The organism is Enterobacter sp. 120016 (assembly GCF_018383635.1).
GTDB lineage: Bacteria > Pseudomonadota > Gammaproteobacteria > Enterobacterales > Enterobacteriaceae > Enterobacter > Enterobacter asburiae_D.
Map to the genome: position 1 here is coordinate 60,728 of NZ_JAHAWC010000017.1, position 20,445 is coordinate 81,172.

The following is a 20,445-nucleotide window of genomic DNA, read 5'->3' on the forward strand; positions in this document are numbered from 1 at the left end:
AACCATGATGAAATTAACCTCACTCAAAAGCCTGTGCCTGATGCTGGTCGGCACAGCATTCACCACCCACGCGGCCGTAAACCTCGACCGCACGCGCATTGTCTTCCCGGAAAGCGACAAAGCCAGCAGCCTGAAGGTTGAAAACCAGAGCAAGGCGTTGCCTTATCTGGCGCTCTCCTGGATTGAAGATGAAAAGGGGCGCAAAGAAGACACGCATTTCATGGCGCTCCCCCCTATTCAACGCCTTGAAGCGGGCTCCGCGTCGCAGGTTAGGATCGTTAAGCAAGCGGCCACCAGCCAACTGCCGAAAGACAGAGAATCTCTGTTTTATTTCAACCTGCGCGAAGTGCCGCCGAAAAGCAGCAGCGCCAGCGAGGAACGCAGCGTCATGCAGGTTGCGATGCAGAGCCGAATCAAGCTGTTCTGGCGTCCAAAAGCGATTACCAAAAAGCCCGGTGAACTGGCGGAAATGCGCATGGAAATTTCAGCCAATGCCAAAGGGCTAACCGTGCATAACCCCACGCCGTATTACATCACCCTCGCGTGGCTCAGTAAGAATGCGAAGACCATGCTGCCGGGCTTTGACAGCCTGATGATCGCGCCTTTCGCAACGGAGACAACCTCTACCGGTGATTACCACGGCAACTACTACAGCATCGGTTACATCGACGATTACGGTGCGTTGAAAAAAGTCGACGCGCAGTGCGCCGGAACGGCTAAATGCACGCTCACCGAACGGAAGATCGATAAAGATGCGAAAGCTCACTAACATTCTGTTTATTCTGCTGGTTTCGGTGCTGCCTTTAAAAGAGGCATTGGCGCTCGACTGCTATCTGGGTGGCTCCGGCGGTCCCGTTGAAGAAACCAAAACCATCTCGCCGTTTGCCATTCCCAGTAATGCACAGGTGGGTGAAAAAATTTGGGAGTCGGATGACATCAAAATCCCGGTAACGTGCGACCACAACGTTGTCAGCGGTTTTGAAAAAGAAGATATCTACGCCTGGGTCAACCCTTACCCTGCCGCTTCGGACCCCTATTATGAACTTGGCGTGACCTATGAAGGGATGGATTACGATGCAACCGGCCAGCCTAACGGCGTTGACACCCGGCAGTGTCTGGATAACCACGGTATCCTGATTTATACCCCGGCCCAAATCCGTCAGATGGGTTGGGAAAATCTCATCTGCTCCGGTAATCCGGATGATATCCACACCTCACGCACCTTTATCGCTCGTCTGCGCCTTTACGTAAAAATCAAAGCTATGCCGCCCCACGGCTACGTCAGCTCGCTGGGCGATTACATCGTTGTCCAGTTTGACGGTAAAGGCGGCGTGAACCAGATGGCGGACGCGAAAAACCTCAAATATCACATTAACGGCCTGCAGAACATCACCGTGCTGGACTGCGGGGCGACGTTCAGCATTTTCCCTGAGAACCAGGAGATTGATTTCGGCACCTTTAGCGCGCGCGATATTGTGAATCAACAGACGCGTAAACGGACCTTTTCGGTGAAGACAACGAAGGTGCAGGATGCCCAGTGTTCAGACGGCTTCAAAATGGATTCGTCGTTCTATACGAGTGAATCGCTGACCGCCAACGATACCGCGTTGCTGATAGGCAATGGCCTGAAGCTGAGGATCCTTAACGGGACCGAGCCCTATGCCTTTAACCACTACAACGAATACGCGGATTTTACGGGCAGCACGCTGCAGTATCAGCAGGATTACACCGCAGAGCTGTCGCCGGTCGAAGGAAAAGCGATCCAGTCCGGCCCGTTCGAAACGGTGGTGCTGTTCAAAATTAACTATCACTAAAAACAAAAAAGCCGGGTTTCCCCGGCTTTTTTCATATCAGCCATTTCAGCTAGCTTTGCGCTCGTGCGCCTGGCGATACTCAACCAGATCTTCAATCGTGACCACCGGCATGTTGTGCAGACGCGCAAAGGTGATGCACTCCGGCGCGCGCGCCATGGTGCCATCATCGTTGGTCAGTTCGCACAGCACGCCTGCAGGTTTGAAGCCTGCCAGCGTCACCAGGTCGATGGTCGCTTCGGTGTGGCCGCCGCGGGTCAGCACGCCGCCCGCCTGCGCACGCAGTGGGAAGACGTGGCCTGGACGGTGCAGATCGGATGGCTTCGCACCGTCTGCAATCGCGGCACGTACGGTGGTCAGACGGTCAGCCGCAGACACACCGGTGGTCACGCCGTGCGCCGCTTCAATGGTCACGGTAAAACCGGTACCGAAGGCGCTGGTGTTGTTTTCGACCATCATCGGCAGGTCGAGCTGCTTGCGACGGTCTTCATTAATACACAGGCATACGATGCCGCTGCCGTGGCGGATGGTCAGCGCCATCTGTTCAACGGTCATGTTTTCGGCGGCGAAAATCATGTCGCCTTCGTTTTCACGGTTTTCATCGTCAAGCACCATCACACCGCGGCCTTCGCGCAGTGCATCCAGTGCATGTTCAACACGTTGAGTTGAAGTGCCAAAAGAGGAAAGTAGCGTCTGATTCATGGTAAAAAAACCTCATTAACATTATGGTTACCAGAATCAGGGCAGTCTTAGGAGCGCCGTATAAGCGGCAAAAAGATAACGTGAGCGGGCCCATGCCCGACTGGATCGTTACTCTCTCCCATCCGGACTCTAACCGTCGGCCCCGGAATTACACCGGATCTGCTGACCTTTGAGTTTTCACCCAAAGCGCTCGCGGGCTTTCAGCGTCACGCTGATTTACCGCCGGTGGGGAATTTCGCCCCGCCCTGAGAATAAGCGAGATAACTATAACGCTATTGATTATCCTGGGCAATGCATAAGCATCAAACAATTTTGTTTACCCCGGGCATGACGCGCTACAATGGACACTAACACCTTTCCATCAAGGGAAACGACAATGATTGACCCGAAAAAAATTGAGCAGATCGCGCGTCAGGTTCATGAATCTATGCCAAAAGGCATTCGTGAATTTGGTGATGACGTAGAAAAGAAAATCCGCCAGACGCTGCAGGCGCAGTTGGTTCGCCTTGATTTAGTCAGCCGCGAAGAGTTTGACGTTCAGACCCAGGTTCTGCTGCGCACCCGCGAGAAGCTGGCGCTGCTGGAACAGCGTCTGACCGAGCTGGAAAACCGTAATGCACCGGAAGAAGTGAAGCCGGCACCGGCTATTCCACCGGTGGACGACCAGGAGTAAGTGCGGCCTGTTGTGCCCGGTGGCGGCTACGCCTTACCGGGCCTACATGAACGCGTAGGTCGGGTAAGGCGCAGCCGCCACCCGACATAAAAAACGGGCCAACTGGCCCGTTTTTTACTGACTGTCTTTCTGGATCTTCTTGATGATGTTGGTGGTTGAGCACCCGTCCTCAAAGTTGAGCACCATCACCTCGCCGCCGTTGGCCCAGACCTCTTCGCTACCCGCGATTTGCTCCGGTTTGTAATCCCCGCCTTTTACCAGCAGGTCCGGTAGAATGCCGGCAATCAGGCGCTGCGGCGTGTCTTCTTCAAACGACACCACCCAATCCACCGCTTCCAGCGCGCCGAGCACAATCATGCGCTGCTCGAGCGGGTTCACCGGACGCGTTTCCCCCTTCAGGCGCTTCGTCGACGCATCGCTGTTGACCGCCACAATCAGGCGATCGCCCAGCTTGCGCGCGTTCGCCAGATACGAAACGTGGCCCGCGTGCAGGATGTCAAACACGCCGTTGGTCATCACCACTTTTTCACCACGCTTGCGCGCGGCGGCGACGGCCACTTTAAGCTCGTCTTCGGTCATGACGCCAAAACCGGTATCGGCACGACCGCGCACCGCGTTTTCCAACTCAATTGGCGAAACGGTTGAGGTCCCGAGCTTACCGACGACCACGCCCGCCGCGGCGTTGGCGAAGTAGCACGCCTCTTCCAGCGAGTTTCCTGCTGCCAGCGTTGCCGCCAGCACGCCGATCACCGTATCACCGGCACCGGTCACGTCGTACACTTCCTGCGCCTGGGTTGGCATATGCAGCGGCGCTTTGCCCGGCTGCAGCAGCGTCATCCCCTGCTCGGAGCGGGTGACCAGCAGCGCGGACAGCTCAAAGTCAGCAATAATCTTCATGCCGCGCTCAACCAGCTCTTCCTCGGTTTTGCACTTGCCCGCCACCGCTTCAAACTCGGAGAGGTTTGGCGTCAGCAGGGTTGCGCCGCGATAGCGCTCAAAATCGGTCCCTTTCGGGTCGATCAGCACCGGCACGTTGGCTTTACGCGCCAGCTGAATCATCGTCTTCACACTGGCCAGCGCGCCTTTGGCGTAGTCGGACAGCACCAGCGCGCCGATATTGCCCAGCGCCTGGTTGATACGCTCGTGCAGCGGCTCGGGATCGACGCCCTCGAAACCTTCTTCAAAGTCGAGGCGGATCAGCTGCTGGTTGCGAGACAGCACGCGCAGCTTGGTGATGGTCGGGTGGGTCGGAACAGAAACGAAGTCGCACTTCACGTTCACGTCCGCCAGCGACTTGCTCAGCGCGCGCGCCGCATCATCGATGCCGGTCAGGCCAACCAGACGCGACTGCGCGCCCAGAGAGGCAATGTTCATCGCCACGTTTGCCGCGCCGCCGGGACGCTCTTCAATGGTGTCGACCTTAACCACCGGTACCGGTGCTTCCGGAGAGATGCGGCTGGTAGGCCCATACCAGTAGCGATCCAGCATCACATCCCCAACAACCATTACCCCAGCACGTTCAAACTCTGGCAGTGTTACTTTCATTCCTGACTCCAGAAAGATTCACAATTTGCGCGCGATAATATCACACTTGATTTGTTACGCACGGTTCCACCAGCCACTTCTGCCAGCTGGCCGTTACCTGAGCACGTTCATGAGCAAAACTGTCCAGCGCCACGTGCCCCGGTTCCTCCTGCAGCGCCAGGTGATGAAGCTCATCGCGAAGCGTCGTGTAGGCGCGGGTTAAGGCCTGCGCCTCCTGCTCGTCCATGATGTCGTTTTGCGCCAGCAGTTCCAGAATGCGAACGTTATCGGACCAGCGCGTCAGCTTCGGCTTGTCGTGGGCGTGCAGCAGCACCAGATACTGGGTGATGAATTCAATATCGGTAATCCCGCCCTCGTCGGCTTTAATATCAAAGCGATCGCGATGTTTATTGCCGAGATGCGCGCGCATTTTCTCGCGCATTTCGCGCACTTCCGTTTGCAGCGTGCTGCCATCACGCACGGTGGTCATAACCTCCCTGCGGATGACGTCAAACTGCGTTTTGAGCTGCGGATCGCCATACACCACGCGAGCGCGCACCAGCGCCTGATGCTCCCACGTCCAGGCTTCGTTCTTCTGGTAATCGGCGAAGGAGTCCGTTGAGGTCACCAGCATGCCCGCCGCGCCGGACGGACGCAGGCGCGCATCCACTTCATACAAAATGCCCGACGAGGTGCGGGTACTGAACAGGTGCATAATGCGCTGCGCCAGGCGCAGATAGAACTGGCGCCCGTCAATCTCACGCTCGCCGTCGGTCATCACGTCAACCGGGCAGTCGTGCAGGAAGATTAAATCCAGATCGGAGCTATAGCCCAGCTCCCAGCCGCCGAGCTTGCCGTACCCCACTACCGCGAAGCCGCGTCCTTCACGATCGGCCAGGTGTTTCGGCTGGCCGAAGCGCGCCACCATCTGCACCCACGCCTGATGCACTACCGCGTCGATGATTGCCTCTGCCAGCCAGGTTAAGTGATCGCTCACTTTCATCACCGGCAGCGTTCCGGCGATATCCGCCGCCGCCACGCGCAGCATCTGCGCCTGCTTAAACTGACGCAGCGCCTCCAGCTGTTGCTCTTCGTCTTCTTCCGGCACGCGCAGCAGATACTGACGCAGCTCGTCCCGGTAGGCATCCGTCGCCGTTGGCTGATACAGCGTGTTCGGATCGAGCAGCTCATCCAGCAGCAGCGGGTAACGCGCCAGCTTGTTGGCCACCATTGGCGACGCGGCGCAGAGCGTAATCAGGTGCTTCAGCGCGCCGGGGAACTCGCTCAGAAGCTCCAGATAGGTGGTACGCGTGATAATCCCGCTCAGCAGCGGCATCATGCGCGACAGCGGTACCGGCGCGTCCGCCCGCGAGCAGACCTCGCTCAGCAGGTGCGGCATCAGGTGATCCAGCACCTGACGACCGCGCGGGCCGATGGCGCGTTTGTTCAGCTCAAGACGGAAATCTGCGATCAGCGCCACCACGCGATGCCGGGCGTCGTCAGTTAAGTGCGTCAGCACCGGCGTGGTGTCATCTTCCTGAAGCGCATCCTGCCAAAGCTCGCGCCAGTGCTCGGAAAGCGCATCGTCCTGCGATTCGCTTTCGTCATCACCAATCAGGTCGTTAAAGATGCGGCGCACGCCCGCCATGTGGGCGTCCAGCCGTTCGGTCAACGCTGACCAGTCGTCCACGCGCATGCCCCAGGCCAGACGCGCCCGGTTAAGGTCATCGCCCGGCAGGGTCTGGGTCTGTTCGTCGTTGATGCTTTGCAGCAGGTTTTCCAGACGGCGCAGGAACAGATAGGCCTCGCGCAGGGTTTGCGCATCGCCGTCCGGCAGCAGGTGCAGCTGCTCGATGGCGCTCAGCGTCGGCAGCAGCGAGCGGGACTGCAGGGACGGCTCACGGCCGCCGCGAATAAGCTGGAAGACCTGAACGATAAATTCGATTTCGCGAATGCCGCCCGCGCCGAGCTTGATGTTGTCCTTCAGACCACGACGGCGCACCTCACGGGCGATCATTCCTTTCATGTTACGCAGGGACTGGATCACGCTGAAGTCGATATAGCGACGGAACACGAACGGGCGGAGCATGGCGCGCAGCTCGTTGGCGTAAGCGTCGTCGCTGTCGCCCATTATCCGCGCTTTAACCATCGCATAGCGCTCCCAGTCGCGCCCCTGCTCCTGGTAATAATCTTCCAGCGCGGCAAAGCTCAGCACCAGCGGGCCGCTGTCGCCAAACGGACGCAGGCGCATGTCCACGCGGTAAACAAAACCGTCCTGCGTGGGCTGATCCAGCGCCTTAATCAGACGCTGACCGAGGCGGGTAAAGAACTGGGCGTTGTCCAGCTCGCGACGGCCGCCGCGCGTGGAGCCGTTCTCGGGCCAGGCAAAAATCAGGTCGATGTCGGAGGAGAAGTTCAGCTCGCAGCCGCCCAGCTTGCCCATCCCCAGAATCAACAGCGGCTGAGGAACCCCTTCCTCACTGCACGGCGTGCCCCACTCTTTACAGCAGGCGGCGTAGAGCCAGTCGCGCGCGGCGACAATCAGCGTTTGCGCCAGCTCGCTTAGCTGCTGCAGCGTGCTCTCTTCGCTCACCAGCTCCAGCGACTGCGCCCAGGCAATGCGCACCATCACCCGACGGCGGAACTGGCGCAGGACGCGCATCAGCGTGGCTTCATCCGCAACGTCTTCGAGTGCGGTTTGCAGCCAGCCGGCATAATGCCGCCACTCGTCCGCCTGCGGCGGCGCGTTCTCAAGCTCTGCCAGCCAGTCCGGGTTGGCGGCGATACTTTCCTGCACAAAATCACTGAAGGCGAGCACGCTCTTCGCCTGCTCGCTTAATGATGGTGCCGGTAATGACTCAGGCAGACGTTCGCAAACGGTCTGCCACTGCTGCTGTAACGCTGAAGAAAGCGGCATTATAGGGGTTCCTTGCCAGAGTTAACGTTTTCCGCTGTGCAGCCAGAACGGCTCCTGCGAAATGGCCTCGTTACGGAAATGCTCAATCTCAATATGCTGGCGGGTTTCAATGGCATGCTTCAGACCCTGCCAGTTCTCCAGCCAGGCCTGCGCCTTCACGCCGTCATAGGCACCGGACAGCAGCACCATGCTGTCGATGTTGCGCGACAGACGGGGAAGCTGATCGCCATACTGATCGCCCAGCGGGTAAGCAAACGTAGTCTTCAGTTCGGCGGCATGACGGGAAAGATGAATATCCGCGAAACGCTTAAAGTTTTCCGCGATTTTGGCCTCTGCTTTCGCATCCAGGAAGGCGCGCCAGCCGCGCGTCACCAGGAACTCGGTCAGCGCCAGTTTTGCCGTCGCGGCTTGCGGGCTGTAGATCGCCGTTTGCGCCGATACGTCGGAGAGCATCAGCGTTTCGGTTTGCGTCAGCAGGTCACGTAAGTGAGCGCTCGCTTTGCGAGGAACAATACCGCCGAACAGCGTCAGGGTATGGCGCACCAGGGCAATCGCCGCCAGCACGTGGGATTTGGCGTTTTTCACATTTCGCACCCACAGCTCTTCATGGTACTGCCACTGAGAAAGCACCAGCTCCAGCGCGGCTTCCAGACCCTGCTCAACGCTGGCTTTCGGCGCAACGTGCAGGATGGTCGTCTCTTTCAGCACGCGCGGTGCATTTCCGGCGGCCAGATGGTAACCCCGCGCGGCTTTACTCAGGCTTCCCTGACGTAATCCGGACTGGTTCACCAGCCTGCGCGCCAGCTTCAGCACGTCATTTGCGTCCCCTTCCAGCAGCTCAAGCTCCAGTTCGCAAATCGGCTCCTGGAACTCGCCCGCCTTCACTTCCCCCAGGTCGAGGGCGATTTCGATGCGGCTTTTGCCTTCGGTCACCAGCCATTTTTCGCGCCAGAAATCGGTGCTGAACAGCGGCTGTACCTGCTCCGCCAGCGTGGAAGGCAGCTCGCCTTCCGGCCAGACTTCCGCCGGGAAACGGTCCAGCTCAAGTTCTGGCTTGCTGATGTCGATATTGTATTCCGGGCGCTGGTGTAAACCGCCGACCACGCGGCCGGCAATTTTCATCGTCATCTCGTAATGCCCGCTCGCACCGCGGATGCGCAGCCCCATATCGTGGCGGCGAAGCCAGTTGTCTGGCGTTTCGTAATAGATATTAAGCAGTTGTACCGGTGCATGGTGTTCGCCGGAAAGCGTATGCAGATGCTGGCGGAGTGCGTCAACGCTGTCTTTTTCGACGATAAACTTTAATTCGATTTCTTGTGCCATAGCCTTGTACTTTTGCGTGCGTCACAGACGCGTCAATGAGGGCGAACTTCCTCGCCATTTGTTTGTCAGTACATAGTATTTTGCGCCAAATTGCCATGCAATGAGCAATTTGTCGGGCGTAAATCTGTAGAGTCGTGACACAGATGATTCTGATTGCTGACGAATGCTTTGCGTAGAGACACTGTTGCCACTACTATCGTTCCACTATTTATGAAAATAACGACTAATGATGCTTAAATTACGCCTGATTGGACTTACTTTACTCGCTTTTAGCGCCGCAACCGCAGTGCACGCTGAAGAGAAGCGTTACGTTTCTGACGAACTGAACACCTGGGTACGCAGTGGCCCCGGAGATAATTATCGCCTCGTGGGCACGGTGAATGCCGGCGAGGAAGTTACCCTGTTACAGACCAATGCGGACACCAACTATGGTCAGGTTCGCGACAGTACCGGTCGTACTTCCTGGATCCCGCTGAAAGAGCTGAGCACCGTGCCAAGCCTGCGCACGCGCGTGCCTGATCTGGAAAACCAGGTGAAGACCCTGACCGACAAGCTGAACAACATCGACGGCACCTGGAACCAGCGCACCGCTGAAATGCAGCAGAAAGTGGCGCAAAGCGACGGTGTGATTAACGGTCTGAAAGAAGAGAACCAGAAGCTGAAAAACGAGCTGATTGTCGCGCAGAAGAAGGTGAATGCCGCCAATCTGCAGCTCGACGACAAACAGCGCACCATTATCATGCAGTGGTTTATGTATGGCGGCGGCGTGCTGGGCGTGGGTCTGGTACTGGGTTTGGTCCTGCCGCATCTGATCCCAAGCCGTAAGCGTAAAGACCGCTGGATGAACTAATTCGTCTTCTCTGCCAGACTTACGTATTATTCTGGAAAAGAGAAAACGGGAGAGTTGGGCGTGAAGAGTTATCTGGTCGGTGGTGCGGTACGTGATGCGTTGTTAGGTCTGCCGGTCAAAGATAAAGACTGGGTGGTGGTTGGTGCCACCCCTGAAGAGATGCTCGACGCGGGCTACCAGCAGGTAGGCCGCGATTTTCCCGTGTTCCTGCACCCGAAAAGCCGTGAAGAGTATGCCCTGGCGCGTACCGAGCGGAAATCGGGCTCGGGCTATACGGGCTTTACCTGCTATGCCGCGCCGGACGTGACGCTGGAGCAAGATCTCCTGCGCCGCGATCTCACCATCAACGCGCTGGCGCAGGACGAGCACGGGCAGATCGTTGACGCCTATGGCGGTCAGGACGATCTGCGCAACCGTCTTTTACGTCACGTTTCCCCGGCGTTTTCTGAAGATCCGCTCCGCGTGCTGCGCGTAGCGCGCTTTGCCGCGCGTTATGCCCATCTCAGCTTCCGTATTGCCGATGAGACAATGGCGCTGATGACCGCCATGACCGAGGCGGGCGAGCTTGAACACCTGACGCCAGAGCGCGTCTGGAAAGAGACGGAAAATGCGCTCACCACGCGCAACCCACAGGTTTTTTTCCAGGTCCTGCGCGACTGCGGCGCGCTGAAGGTGCTGTTCCCGGAAATAGACGCGCTGTTTGGCGTACCTGCCCCGGCAAAATGGCACCCGGAAATTGATACCGGCGTACACACGCTGATGACGCTCAGCATGGCGGCCATGCTCAGCCCTGACGTGGACGTGCGCTTTTCCACCCTGTGCCACGATCTCGGCAAAGGCTTAACGCCAAAAGAATTCTGGCCTCGCCACCACGGGCATGGCCCGGCAGGGGTGAAGCTGGTCGAGGGACTGTGCCAGCGTCTGCGCGTGCCGAACGAGATCCGCGATCTGGCGAAACTGGTGGCCGAGTTCCACGATCTGATCCACACCTTCCCCATACTGAAACCGGCCACTATCGTTAAGCTTTTCGATAATATCGACGCCTGGCGCAAACCCCAGCGCGTAGAGCAAATTGCGCTCACCAGCGAAGCTGACGTGCGCGGGCGTACCGGGTTTGAAGCGTGCGATTACCCGCAGGGACGTTTACTGCGTAAAGCCTGGGACGTAGCGAAAGCGGTGCCCACGAAGGACGTTGTCGAAGCAGGATTCAAAGGACCGGAAATTCGCGAAGAACTCACGAAACGGCGAATTCAGGCGGTGTCGGACTGGAAGGAAAAGCATTGCCCTCAGCCGAAAGACTGAGGGCCATCGGTCAGAAGAAGACCACGTACACCGCAGCCGCCACGATAAAGCGATAGATCGCGAACGGAATAAACGAGATACGCTTAATCAGCTGCAGGAAGGTTTTGATGGCAATCAGCGCCACGATAAACGCGGTGATGAAGCCGACGGCGAACATCGGAATGTCGCCAGCCGTCAGGAAGTGATAGCTCTTATAGACGTCGAGTACGGTGGCGCCCATCATCATCGGCACCGCCAGCAGGAACGAGAACTCTGACGCGGCGTAACGGCTTACGCCCATCAGCATCCCGCCGGAGATGGTAGCGCCTGAACGCGAGAAGCCCGGCCACAGCGCCAGACACTGGAAGCAGCCAATGATAAACGCCTGACGATACGTCATATCGTCCAGACCTTCCGCGCGCGGCGTTTTTGGCTTCAGTACTTCCGCGGCGATCAGCAGGAAGCCCCCCACCACCAGCGCGTACATCACGTTAATCGGGTTAAACAGAGATTTGATGGCGTCGTGGAAAACCAGGCCCAGCACCACCGCAGGGATCATCCCGAGCAGAATATGGATCAGTGACAGACGACCTTTACCGGCCCCCTCGTGCTGAGGCGGACGACCAAAATGGATGCCGATCAGGCCAAACAGGCGACGCCAGAACATCACGACTACTGCCAGAATAGACCCCAGCTGGATCACCACTTCAAACGTTTTCGCGGTATCCCCTTCAAAGCCCAGCAGATGGCCAACGATAATCATATGGCCCGTACTGGAAACCGGCAAAAACTCCGTCAATCCTTCGACCACACCCAGTATTGCCGCCACCAGCAGCGAGTGCATATCGCTCATCTATAAACCCCTAAAAAAGATATAAAAAAACGGTGTCACATACGGACAACCGATAAGATACAGTCTTGAGACCGGTATAACCTAAAATGGTTTAGCAATTATGACGTTAATTCTTGCCTTTCAGATTTGTGCCACGCTCAATGATGACGCCAACATTGGCGGCGCGCGCCACCGCTCCCGGCTTGCTCAGCTTGATGCGCACCCACGGTGAGTTGAATTTTTTCAGCAGCAACTCTGCGACTTCTTCCGCCACCCGTTCGACGAGCGCAAAACGTTGCCCTTCAACGTGGGCGATGACCGTTTCACTGATGTCGGCATAGCTCAGACAGTCGTTCACGTCATCGCTTTTTGCCGATTTGCGGTTATCCCATCCCATTTCGATATCGAACACCAGTTTCTGCTCGATGGTCTGTTCCCAGTCGTAAACACCAATTGTGGTGATTACCGAAAGTTGCTCTATAAATACAATATCCATCACGACCTGCCTGCTTTTTGGCTAAACCGGATACCACTTCCGGCGAATTATGCGTATTATCCACAGATGCTGAGAATACAGATACCTTTTCAAAACGGAACAGCGTTATGAGTGCAATCGCGCCTGGAATGATCCTCCTCGCCTATCTTTGCGGCTCAATCTCCAGCGCCATTCTGGTCTGCCGCATTGCCGGGTTACCTGACCCGCGTGAAAATGGTTCCGGGAATCCGGGGGCGACCAACGTACTACGAATTGGCGGCAAGGGAGCAGCCGTAGCGGTTTTGATTTTTGATGTTCTGAAAGGGATGCTACCCGTCTGGGGCGCGTATGCGCTGGGCGTCACGCCGTTCTGGCTGGGGCTCATTGCTATTGCTGCCTGCGTCGGCCACATCTGGCCCGTATTCTTCGGCTTTAAAGGCGGCAAAGGTGTGGCGACCGCCTTTGGTGCCATTGCGCCCATCGGCTGGGACTTAACCGGCGTCATGGCCGGGACCTGGCTTCTGACCATTCTGCTGAGCGGCTATTCGTCGCTGGGCGCTATCGTCAGCGCGCTGATCGCGCCGTTCTACGTCTGGTGGTTCAAACCCCAGTTCACCTTCCCGGTGTCGATGCTCTCCTGTCTTATCCTGCTGCGTCATCACGACAATATCCAGCGCCTATGGCGTCGTCAGGAGACCAAAATCTGGACGAAGCTCAAGAGGAAGAAAAAAGACGCTCCAAAGGGTTAGTTATGCCTTATAGCCAAATGTGATTTTGGTCACCTTCTGCCTGTGGTAACTGTTAGGGACACAACACAACCACACAAGAAGAAAATGGCTGAAATCACAGATACCACTCCCCTTTCAACGGCAGGAAGCACCCCGGATGGCGACATCAAGTGGGTGCGCAGCGCATCGGATGTATCACGCCTCGTTAATGACGGTTCGCAGGGCCGGACAAACGCCCGTATCGTGGTCGGTATCGCGCTGGGCGGCATTTTCCTCGACGCCTACGATCTCGGCGCGCTGGCGTTCGGCATTAAAGACATCACCCGCGAATTTAACCTGACGCCCGCCGGTACCGGCATGGTAGCCTCGGCGATTACCTTTGGTGCCATCGTCGGGGCGCTGCTCGGCGGCTATCTTACGGATAAAATCGGGCGCTACCGCGTCTTTATGGCTGATATGGTCTTCTTCGTCGTCGCCGCTATCGCCTGTGCTTTCGCCCCGAACGAATATGTGCTCGCGGGCGCGCGCTTTGTGATGGGGCTCGGCGTGGGGATCGACCTTCCCGTGGCGATGGCGTTTTTAAGCGAGTTCGCCAGGCTGAAAGGGCCCGGAAATAAGGCTTCCAGCGTCGCGATGTGGTGCCCCACCTGGTATGCCGCCATCAGCATCTCCTACCTGCTGGTGCTTTTCTTCTACGCCGTGCTGCCGGAAAGCCACAGCGACTGGTTGTGGCGTTTGATCCTGGGCTTCGGCGCGGTGCCCGCGCTGGTGATTATCGCCATCCGCAGCCGCTATATGAGCGAATCTCCGGTCTGGGCGGCGAATCAGGGCAATCTGAAAGAGGCGGCGTCCATTTTACGCCAGTCGTATAACATCAATGCCCACGTGCCGCAGGACGCGCTCAGCCAGCCCGGACCCGTCGTGAATAAAGCGAAATGGTCAAACTATCTGAACCTGTTCCGCGGCATCTACTTACGCCGCACAACGCTCGCCACGCTGCTTTCCGTCGTCTCGTCGTTTGCCTATAACGCCGTGGCGTTTGGCCTGCCGGTGATCATCTCCAGCTTCTTTGTCCAGTCGATGCTCACCACCATACTCATTTCTCTGGTGCTTAACCTGCTGTTTGCCTTCGTCGGCGGATTGCTGGCGGTACGCTACGTGCCGCGCTTCGGCGCCTGGCGGATGTCGCTTGCGGGTTATGCCTGCCAGCTTGTGGCGCTGCTGGGTCTGGCGCTGATTGGCCGACCGGAAGGCGCCTCTGAAGGGGTACTCGCCGTGGCGATGCTGGCGCTATTCCTGTTCGGTCAGGGCTTCGGCCCGGGCGCGCATACCATGACGTTTGCCTCGCTGAGCTACCCAACCTCCCTGCGCGGCGTGGGCGTGGGTCTCAACCAGACGCTGATGCGCAGCAGCTCGACGCTGTCGCTATTCCTGTTCCCGCTGCTGGTCGCCTCGCTGGATACCGCCGTGTTCTGGGTGATTGCGCTGGCGCCGTTTATCGGTCTGGCGTCGCTGCTGGCGATCCGCTGGGAACCGTCCGGGTATGATGTGGATGCGGAGGATTACCGCTAGCCTTTCCTGCCGGGTGGCGCTGCGCTTACCCGGCCTACATTACAGTCCATCCATAAGCGACTCATATGACAGGCTTCATTTCCGCCAGGGCATACTGAAACGTATCCCGATGGTGTGGAAATGGATGCAGCATGTTAGCAGCTCAGGTCACTGATAATACGTATAAAGGCTGGCAGGCATCGCTTGCCCTGCAGTTTTGTCACACCCCTGAGAAAACCCTCCTGCACTCCGCCCACCACGTCGGGCCGCTCACCGTTCAACGTCCGTTTTACCCCGAAGGGGAAACCTGCCACCTTTACCTGCTGCACCCGCCCGGCGGGATTGTTGGCGGCGATACGCTGGACATTTCCGTTCGGCTGGACGCCAAAAGCCATGTGCTTATCACCATGCCCGGCGCCAGCAAGTTCTATCGCAGCAGCGGCCCGCAGGCGCGTCTGAGCCAGCATTTTTACCTCGAGGAAGATTCCACCCTCGAGTGGCTGCCGCAGGACACCATTATATTTCCCGGCGCGAATGCCGCGCTGCGCTCCGTTTTTCATCTGAAGGCCTCCAGCACGCTGCTGGCGTGGGAGCTGTACTGTCTGGGTCGCCCGGTGATAAACGAAGCCTTCAGCCACGGCACGCTGGAGAGCCGCCTTGAGGTGTGGGTAGATGATGAGCCGCGCCTGATTGAGCGCCAGCATCTTAGCGACGGCGATCTCACGCCCGTCGCCGGGCATCCGTGGATCGGCACGCTGCTGTTCTACCCAGCCCGGGAAGAACATCTCGACGCGGTGCGCGAACGGCTCGCACCGCTGGAAAATTATGCGGGTGCAACGCTCACCGATGACCTGCTGTCGGTGCGTTTTCTCTCCCACGACAACCTGATTTGCCAGCGGGCGATGCGCGATATCTGGCAGTCGCTTCGCCCGCTTCTCACTACCAAACCCGCCTGTTCGCCGCGTATCTGGCAGACATAAGAGAAACGTTATGGAACTGACCCCCAGAGAAAAAGACAAGCTGTTGCTGTTCACCGCCGCGCTGGTTGCCGAACGCCGCCTTGCGCGCGGGGTAAAGCTCAATTACCCGGAATCGGTCGCGCTGATCAGCGCCTTCATCATGGAAGGCGCGCGCGACGGCGAAACCGTCGCCTCGCTGATGGAGGCGGGCCGCCACGTCCTGAGGCGCGACCAGGTCATGGAGGGCGTCCCGGAGATGATCCCGGATATTCAGGTCGAAGCCACCTTCCCGGACGGATCGAAGCTCGTCACCGTCCACAACCCGATCGTCTAAGGAGCGCGAGATGATCCCAGGTGAATACCGGATCCAGCCCGGAAACATTGCCCTCAACGTCGGGCGTGAAACCCAACGCGTGGTTGTCGAAAACCACGGCGACAGGCCGATCCAGGTCGGATCGCACTACCACTTTTACGAGGTCAACCCGGCGCTGAAGTTCGATCGGGAAGCCACCAAAGGCTACCGGCTGAACATCCCGGCGGGCACCGCCGTGCGCTTCGAGCCCGGCCAGAAGCGGGAAGTGACGCTGGTTCTGGTCACCGGGGCGCAGCGCATTTTCGGTTTTCGCGGCGAGGTGATGGGAGAGGTGAAACATGGCTGAGATTTCACGCCGGGCGTATGCCGATATGTTCGGCCCCACCACCGGGGATAAGGTGCGGCTGGCCGACAGCGAGCTGTGGATCGAAGTGGAAGACGATTTCACGGTCTACGGCGAAGAGGTCAAATTCGGCGGCGGAAAGGTGATCCGCGACGGCATGGGCCAGGGGCAGATGACCGCTGACGGCTGCGTGGATCTGGTTCTCACCAATGCGCTGATCGTCGATCACTGGGGGATCGTAAAAGCCGATATCGGCGTGAAGAACGGGCGGATCTTCGCCGTTGGCAAAGCCGGAAACCCGGACATTCAGCCCGGCGTGACGATCCCGATTGGCGCGGCAACGGAAGTGATTGCCGCCGAGGGGAAGATCGTCACCGCTGGCGGGATCGACACCCACATCCACTGGATCTGCCCGCAGCAGGCGGAAGAGGCGCTGGTCTCCGGCGTCACCACCATGATCGGCGGCGGCACCGGACCAGCGGCGGGCACCAACGCCACCACCTGTACGCCAGGCCCGTGGTACATCGCCCGCATGCTGCAGGCTGCCGATACGCTGCCGGTGAATATCGGCCTGCTCGGCAAAGGTAACGGCTCCAACCCGGATGCCCTGCGCGAGCAGATTGCCGCCGGTGCTATCGGGCTGAAGATCCACGAAGACTGGGGCGCGACGCCTGCGGCGATCAACTGCTCGCTGGAAGTCGCGGAAGAAATGGATATTCAGGTGGCGCTGCACAGCGACACGCTGAACGAGTCCGGGTTTGTCGAAGACACGCTGGCGGCTATCGCCGGGCGCACCATCCACACCTTCCACACCGAAGGCGCGGGCGGCGGCCACGCGCCGGATATCATCACCGCCTGCGCTCACCCGAATATTCTGCCCTCTTCCACCAATCCGACATTGCCCTACACGGTAAACACCATCGACGAGCATCTCGACATGCTGATGGTTTGCCATCACCTCGATCCGGATATCGCCGAGGACGTGGCGTTTGCCGAATCCCGCATTCGTCGTGAAACCATCGCCGCTGAAGACGTGCTGCACGACATCGGCGCGTTCTCGCTCACCTCGTCAGATTCGCAGGCCATGGGCCGCGTCGGAGAAGTCATTATCCGCACCTGGCAGGTCGCGCACCGCATGAAGGTCCAGCGCGGCGCGCTGCCGGAAGAGACCGGCGAGAACGATAACTTCCGCGTAAAGCGCTATGTCGCCAAATACACCATTAACCCGGCGCTCACCCACGGCATCGCCCACGAAGTCGGTTCGATTGAGGCGGGCAAGCTGGCGGATCTCGTGGTCTGGTCCCCTGCGTTCTTCGGCGTCAAACCCGCCACCATCGTCAAGGGCGGGATGATCGCCTGTGCGCCGATGGGCGATATCAACGCCTCAATCCCTACCCCGCAGCCGGTGCATTACCGTCCGATGTTTGGATCGCTGGGCGCCGCGCGCCACGCCACCCGACTGACGTTTATCTCGCAGGCCGCCAGTGCAAACGGCATCCCGCAGCAGCTCAGCCTGCAAAGCGCCACCACGGTGGTGAAAGGCTGCCGAACGGTGAAAAAGGCGGACATGATCCACAACGGCCTGCAGCCGAATATCACCGTCGACTCGCAAACCTACGAGGTGCGCGTCGACGGTGAACTGATAACCAGCGAACCGGCTGACGTTCTGCCGATGGCGCAACGCTATTTCCTGTTTTGAGGAGTGATGATGATCTATTTAACCCAACGCCTGGACCATGCGCATCCGATTACCGCCAGCGTCACGCTGCCGATTGACGTGCGGGTGAAAAGCCGCGCCCGCGTATCGCTGAATGACGGTCGCGAAGCCGGGCTGATGCTGCCGCGCGGCCTGCTGCTGCGCGGGGGCGACCTGCTGACTACCGACGACGGCAGCGAGGTTGTCGAGGTAATCGCCGCCCCGGAGTCGGTCTCCGTGGTGCGCTGCGCCGATCCGTTCCTGCTGGCCCGCGCCTGCTATCACCTGGGCAACCGCCACGTGCCGCTGCAGATCATGCCCGGCGAGCTGCGCTATCACCACGACCACGTTCTCGACGACATGCTGCGCCAGTTCGGGCTGGAGGTGGCCTACGCCAGCCTGCCGTTTGAACCGGAAGCGGGCGCTTACGCCAGCGATGCCCACAGTCACTCTCACGCTCATTCACATTAAGGATCAATCATGCGCAAGTATTTACCGCTGTTACTGCTGGCTTTTTCCGTTCCCGCTCTCGCGCATCCCGGCCACGGTGCCGACAGCTTTCAGGCCGGTTTTCTCCACCCGCTGACCGGGCTCGATCACCTGCTGATGCTCACCGGTGCGGGCGTACTCTCGGCGCTGAGCGGTCGCAGGCTCCTGCTGCCGTTTGCCACCCTCGGGATGATGCTTGTCGGCGCTATTGCGGGTAGCCTGCTCGGCGGCTTCAGCGGCATGGAGATGCTGATTATCGCCTCGCTGGCGGTATCCGGCGTGATGATGTTTAAAACTGAAAACCGTCTGCTGCTGGCGGTGCCTGCCCTGGCGATGTTCCACGGCTGGGCGCACGGCGTGGAGATGTCCGGCCACAGCTTCTGGCTCTTCACCAGCGGCTTTATGCTGGCCAGCGCCACGGTGCTGTGCGCAAGCTTTGCCGCAGGGCTGCTGCTGCGCCGTCACGACGGCCTGCGTAAAACCTTCGGCGGCGGGCTGATTGTCTCCGCCCTGCTGGCGCTGATGAGCTAATGGAGCACGCCCGCCAGAGGCTTCGCCTGATGCAGCTCTCCAGCAGCAGCCTGCCGGTCGGGTCGTTTACCTGGTCGCAGGGGCTGGAGTGGGCCGTTGAGGCGGGCTGGGTCACGGACGCCGGGGCCTTTAAACGCTGGCAAATCCAGCAGATGGAGCAGAGCTTTTTCTGCGTCGATCTGCCGCTGTTTATCCGTCTTTATCAGGCCTGTGAGCAACGCGATCTTACAAAAGCAAAACGCTGGACGGCATACCTTCTCGCCTGCCGGGAAACGCGCGAGCTGCGCGAAGAGGAGCGCAACCGCGGGGCGGCCTTTACGCGGCTGATTAAGAGCTGGGAACCTGACTGTCCGCCCGAATGGCTGCCGCTGTTTATGCAAAGCCAGCTTTGCGGCATGGCCTGGCTCGGCGTGCGCTGGGGCATTAGCGCGCGCGAGCTGGCGCTGAGTCTCGGCTACAGCTGGATGGAGAGCGCGGTGATGGCGGGCGTCAAGCTGGTGCCGTTTGGGCAACAGGCCGCCCAGCAGCTGATTATCGAACTGAGCGACCACTACGCCGCTGGTTTTGAGCAGGCATTTTTACGTCGCGACGACGCGCTGGGGGCAGCAACGCCGCTGTCCGCCATCGCCTCCACGCGCCACGAAACCCAATATTCACGACTATTCCGTTCCTGAGGAGTCAACATGGCTGATTACAAACATCCCCTGCGCGTGGGCGTGGGTGGCCCGGTAGGGTCGGGCAAAACCGCGCTGCTGGAAGCGCTCTGCAAGGCGATGCGCGATACCTACCATCTTGCGGTGGTGACCAACGATATCTACACCAAAGAGGATCAGCGCATCCTGACCGAGGCGGGTGCGCTGGAGCCGGAGCGCATCGTGGGCGTGGAGACGGGCGGCTGTCCGCATACTGCCATCCGCGAAGATGCCTCAATGAACCTGGCGGCGGTGGAAGCGTTAAGCGAGAAGTTCGGTAATCTGGATCTGATCTTCGTTGAAAGCGGCGGCGATAACCTGAGCGCCACCTTCAGCCCGGAGCTGGCGGATCTGACCATTTACGTGATCGACGTGGCCGAGGGGGAAAAAATCCCGCGCAAGGGCGGGCCGGGGATCACCAAGTCCGATTTTCTGGTGATCAACAAAACCGACCTCGCGCCGTACGTCGGTGCGTCGCTTGAGGTGATGGAGCGCGACACCAACCGCATGCGCGGCGAGCGTCCGTGGACGTTTACCAACCTGAAAGCGGGTGACGGCTTAGCGACGATTATTGCGTTTCTGGAAGAGAAAGGGATGCTGCGGGTGTAGTGCGGTTTATTGCACGTTAGCACACGTGGGTGTTGTAGGCCCGGTAAGCGCAGTGTATGACCGGATACATAGGTGACAGATCAGACCGGGAACATAGGTAACACTTTTTAGTCTATCCGGAGCACACTCTGGGTTTTTCGGTCATA

At 58.9% G+C, this 20,445-nt stretch carries 21 protein-coding genes and 1 riboswitch; of the genes, 15 read left to right on the forward strand and 6 right to left on the reverse strand.

From position 1 onward, the window contains the following. The first annotated feature begins 7 nt into the window (after window positions 1-7). Both KIF87_RS19515 and KIF87_RS19520 read left to right on the forward strand, forming a co-directional pair. On the forward strand, window positions 8-769 hold the full coding sequence (locus tag KIF87_RS19515) for a fimbrial biogenesis chaperone (protein ID WP_213330259.1): 762 nt from the start codon (window positions 8-10) through the stop codon (window positions 767-769). Next, on the forward strand, window positions 753-1,814 hold the full coding sequence (locus KIF87_RS19520) for a fimbrial protein (RefSeq protein ID WP_213330250.1): 1,062 nt from the start codon (window positions 753-755) through the stop codon (window positions 1,812-1,814). The genes KIF87_RS19515 and KIF87_RS19520 overlap by 17 nt, the downstream gene beginning before the upstream one ends. Before the next feature lie 45 nt (window positions 1,815-1,859). On the opposite strand, the gene ribB is transcribed toward KIF87_RS19520, so the two are convergent. Continuing rightward, entirely contained in the window at window positions 1,860-2,513 is a 654-nt protein-coding gene (gene ribB / locus KIF87_RS19525; RefSeq protein ID WP_023309208.1) for a 3,4-dihydroxy-2-butanone-4-phosphate synthase, read from the reverse strand. Window positions 2,514-2,619: 106 nt separating this feature from the next. Further along, a riboswitch (FMN riboswitch) is annotated at window positions 2,620-2,770 on the reverse strand. Between the two features lie 119 nt (window positions 2,771-2,889). Here ribB and ubiK point away from each other — a divergent pair. After that, window positions 2,890-3,186: a ubiquinone biosynthesis accessory factor UbiK gene (ubiK, locus tag KIF87_RS19530; RefSeq protein ID WP_014071796.1), complete on the forward strand. Its 297-nt coding sequence runs from the start codon at window positions 2,890-2,892 to the stop codon at window positions 3,184-3,186. A 114-nt stretch (window positions 3,187-3,300) separates the two neighbouring features. Here the strand turns inward: ubiK and hldE are convergent, their stop codons facing one another. Genes hldE through KIF87_RS19545 form a run of 3 tightly spaced genes read right to left on the reverse strand, consistent with a single transcriptional unit; the run spans window position 3,301 to window position 8,950 of the window. Further along, complete coding sequence (gene hldE, locus KIF87_RS19535) at window positions 3,301-4,731, reverse strand: bifunctional D-glycero-beta-D-manno-heptose-7-phosphate kinase/D-glycero-beta-D-manno-heptose 1-phosphate adenylyltransferase HldE (RefSeq protein WP_029740691.1); 1,431 nt, start codon at window positions 4,729-4,731, stop codon at window positions 3,301-3,303. Between the two features lie 40 nt (window positions 4,732-4,771). After that, the gene (gene glnE, locus KIF87_RS19540; RefSeq protein ID WP_213330251.1) at window positions 4,772-7,627 is read right to left on the reverse strand and encodes a bifunctional [glutamate--ammonia ligase]-adenylyl-L-tyrosine phosphorylase/[glutamate--ammonia-ligase] adenylyltransferase; all 2,856 of its coding nucleotides are present in this window, start codon (window positions 7,625-7,627) and stop codon (window positions 4,772-4,774) included. 21 nt (window positions 7,628-7,648) lie between these two features. Continuing rightward, window positions 7,649-8,950 (reverse strand): CYTH domain-containing protein, encoded by a 1,302-nt coding sequence (locus tag KIF87_RS19545; RefSeq protein ID WP_213330252.1) that lies wholly within the window; start codon window positions 8,948-8,950, stop codon window positions 7,649-7,651. 229 nt (window positions 8,951-9,179) lie between these two features. Between KIF87_RS19545 and KIF87_RS19550 the strand changes: the two genes are divergently transcribed. Further along, window positions 9,180-9,800 (forward strand): TIGR04211 family SH3 domain-containing protein, encoded by a 621-nt coding sequence (locus KIF87_RS19550; RefSeq protein ID WP_024906484.1) that lies wholly within the window; start codon window positions 9,180-9,182, stop codon window positions 9,798-9,800. Between the two features lie 60 nt (window positions 9,801-9,860). Beyond that, entirely contained in the window at window positions 9,861-11,102 is a 1,242-nt protein-coding gene (locus tag KIF87_RS19555; RefSeq protein ID WP_024906483.1) for a multifunctional CCA addition/repair protein, read from the forward strand. Window positions 11,103-11,112: 10 nt separating this feature from the next. Here KIF87_RS19555 and bacA read toward each other — a convergent pair whose 3' ends face one another. Next, window positions 11,113-11,934, reverse strand: coding sequence for an undecaprenyl-diphosphate phosphatase (gene bacA / locus KIF87_RS19560; RefSeq protein WP_023333446.1), 822 nt, complete (start codon window positions 11,932-11,934; stop codon window positions 11,113-11,115). Between the two features lie 106 nt (window positions 11,935-12,040). Further along, a complete protein-coding gene (gene folB, locus KIF87_RS19565) occupies window positions 12,041-12,409 on the reverse strand; it encodes a bifunctional dihydroneopterin aldolase/7,8-dihydroneopterin epimerase (RefSeq protein WP_023333447.1) in 369 nt (122 codons plus the stop codon). A gap of 107 nt (window positions 12,410-12,516) precedes the next feature. Here folB and plsY point away from each other — a divergent pair, with 107 nt between their 5' ends. The 10 genes from plsY to ureG all read left to right on the forward strand — a co-directional run bounded on the left by plsY (window position 12,517) and on the right by ureG (window position 20,299). Continuing rightward, entirely contained in the window at window positions 12,517-13,137 is a 621-nt protein-coding gene (plsY, locus tag KIF87_RS19570; protein ID WP_023309216.1) for a glycerol-3-phosphate 1-O-acyltransferase PlsY, read from the forward strand. 84 nt (window positions 13,138-13,221) lie between these two features. After that, on the forward strand, window positions 13,222-14,688 hold the full coding sequence (locus tag KIF87_RS19575; protein ID WP_213330253.1) for an MFS transporter: 1,467 nt from the start codon (window positions 13,222-13,224) through the stop codon (window positions 14,686-14,688). Window positions 14,689-14,819: 131 nt separating this feature from the next. Continuing rightward, window positions 14,820-15,647 carry an urease accessory protein UreD gene (locus KIF87_RS19580; protein WP_213330254.1) on the forward strand — a complete coding sequence of 276 codons (828 nt, stop codon included), beginning with the start codon at window positions 14,820-14,822 and terminating at the stop codon, window positions 15,645-15,647. Window positions 15,648-15,657: 10 nt separating this feature from the next. Continuing rightward, window positions 15,658-15,960 carry an urease subunit gamma gene (locus tag KIF87_RS19585; RefSeq protein ID WP_006811999.1) on the forward strand — a complete coding sequence of 101 codons (303 nt, stop codon included), beginning with the start codon at window positions 15,658-15,660 and terminating at the stop codon, window positions 15,958-15,960. A 10-nt stretch (window positions 15,961-15,970) separates the two neighbouring features. Continuing rightward, window positions 15,971-16,285: an urease subunit beta gene (locus KIF87_RS19590; RefSeq protein WP_213330255.1), complete on the forward strand. Its 315-nt coding sequence runs from the start codon at window positions 15,971-15,973 to the stop codon at window positions 16,283-16,285. Next, the gene (gene ureC, locus KIF87_RS19595; RefSeq protein WP_213330256.1) at window positions 16,278-17,981 is read left to right on the forward strand and encodes an urease subunit alpha; all 1,704 of its coding nucleotides are present in this window, start codon (window positions 16,278-16,280) and stop codon (window positions 17,979-17,981) included. The genes KIF87_RS19590 and ureC overlap by 8 nt, the downstream gene beginning before the upstream one ends. A 9-nt stretch (window positions 17,982-17,990) precedes the next feature. After that, window positions 17,991-18,449, forward strand: a complete 459-nt coding sequence (gene ureE / locus KIF87_RS19600; protein ID WP_213330260.1) for an urease accessory protein UreE — start codon at window positions 17,991-17,993, stop codon at window positions 18,447-18,449. 9 nt (window positions 18,450-18,458) lie between these two features. Then, the gene (locus KIF87_RS19605; protein WP_125914750.1) at window positions 18,459-18,998 is read left to right on the forward strand and encodes a HupE/UreJ family protein; all 540 of its coding nucleotides are present in this window, start codon (window positions 18,459-18,461) and stop codon (window positions 18,996-18,998) included. After that, window positions 18,998-19,672: an urease accessory protein UreF gene (locus KIF87_RS19610; RefSeq protein ID WP_213330257.1), complete on the forward strand. Its 675-nt coding sequence runs from the start codon at window positions 18,998-19,000 to the stop codon at window positions 19,670-19,672. Before KIF87_RS19605 ends, KIF87_RS19610 begins: the two co-directional genes overlap by 1 nt. Window positions 19,673-19,681: 9 nt before the next feature. Further along, on the forward strand, window positions 19,682-20,299 hold the full coding sequence (gene ureG, locus KIF87_RS19615) for an urease accessory protein UreG (protein WP_014071813.1): 618 nt from the start codon (window positions 19,682-19,684) through the stop codon (window positions 20,297-20,299). Window positions 20,300-20,445: the final 146 nt, after the last annotated feature.

Excerpts from the sequence above, each read along its gene's own strand:
- KIF87_RS19515 (WP_213330259.1), top strand. The coding sequence starts at position 8 with ATGAAATTAACCTCACTCAAAAGCCTGTGCCTGATGCTGGTCGGCACA.
- KIF87_RS19520 (WP_213330250.1), top strand. The coding sequence starts at position 753 with ATGCGAAAGCTCACTAACATTCTGTTTATTCTGCTGGTTTCGGTGCTG.
- ribB (WP_023309208.1), bottom strand. The coding sequence starts at position 2,513 with ATGAATCAGACGCTACTTTCCTCTTTTGGCACTTCAACTCAACGTGTT.
- ubiK (WP_014071796.1), top strand. The coding sequence starts at position 2,890 with ATGATTGACCCGAAAAAAATTGAGCAGATCGCGCGTCAGGTTCATGAA.
- hldE (WP_029740691.1), bottom strand. The coding sequence starts at position 4,731 with ATGAAAGTAACACTGCCAGAGTTTGAACGTGCTGGGGTAATGGTTGTT.
- glnE (WP_213330251.1), bottom strand. The coding sequence starts at position 7,627 with ATGCCGCTTTCTTCAGCGTTACAGCAGCAGTGGCAGACCGTTTGCGAA.
- KIF87_RS19545 (WP_213330252.1), bottom strand. The coding sequence starts at position 8,950 with ATGGCACAAGAAATCGAATTAAAGTTTATCGTCGAAAAAGACAGCGTT.
- KIF87_RS19550 (WP_024906484.1), top strand. The coding sequence starts at position 9,180 with ATGCTTAAATTACGCCTGATTGGACTTACTTTACTCGCTTTTAGCGCC.
- bacA (WP_023333446.1), bottom strand. The coding sequence starts at position 11,934 with ATGAGCGATATGCACTCGCTGCTGGTGGCGGCAATACTGGGTGTGGTC.
- folB (WP_023333447.1), bottom strand. The coding sequence starts at position 12,409 with ATGGATATTGTATTTATAGAGCAACTTTCGGTAATCACCACAATTGGT.
- plsY (WP_023309216.1), top strand. The coding sequence starts at position 12,517 with ATGAGTGCAATCGCGCCTGGAATGATCCTCCTCGCCTATCTTTGCGGC.
- KIF87_RS19575 (WP_213330253.1), top strand. The coding sequence starts at position 13,222 with ATGGCTGAAATCACAGATACCACTCCCCTTTCAACGGCAGGAAGCACC.
- KIF87_RS19580 (WP_213330254.1), top strand. The coding sequence starts at position 14,820 with ATGTTAGCAGCTCAGGTCACTGATAATACGTATAAAGGCTGGCAGGCA.
- KIF87_RS19585 (WP_006811999.1), top strand. The coding sequence starts at position 15,658 with ATGGAACTGACCCCCAGAGAAAAAGACAAGCTGTTGCTGTTCACCGCC.
- KIF87_RS19590 (WP_213330255.1), top strand. The coding sequence starts at position 15,971 with ATGATCCCAGGTGAATACCGGATCCAGCCCGGAAACATTGCCCTCAAC.
- ureC (WP_213330256.1), top strand. The coding sequence starts at position 16,278 with ATGGCTGAGATTTCACGCCGGGCGTATGCCGATATGTTCGGCCCCACC.
- ureE (WP_213330260.1), top strand. The coding sequence starts at position 17,991 with ATGATCTATTTAACCCAACGCCTGGACCATGCGCATCCGATTACCGCC.
- KIF87_RS19605 (WP_125914750.1), top strand. The coding sequence starts at position 18,459 with ATGCGCAAGTATTTACCGCTGTTACTGCTGGCTTTTTCCGTTCCCGCT.
- KIF87_RS19610 (WP_213330257.1), top strand. The coding sequence starts at position 18,998 with ATGGAGCACGCCCGCCAGAGGCTTCGCCTGATGCAGCTCTCCAGCAGC.
- ureG (WP_014071813.1), top strand. The coding sequence starts at position 19,682 with ATGGCTGATTACAAACATCCCCTGCGCGTGGGCGTGGGTGGCCCGGTA.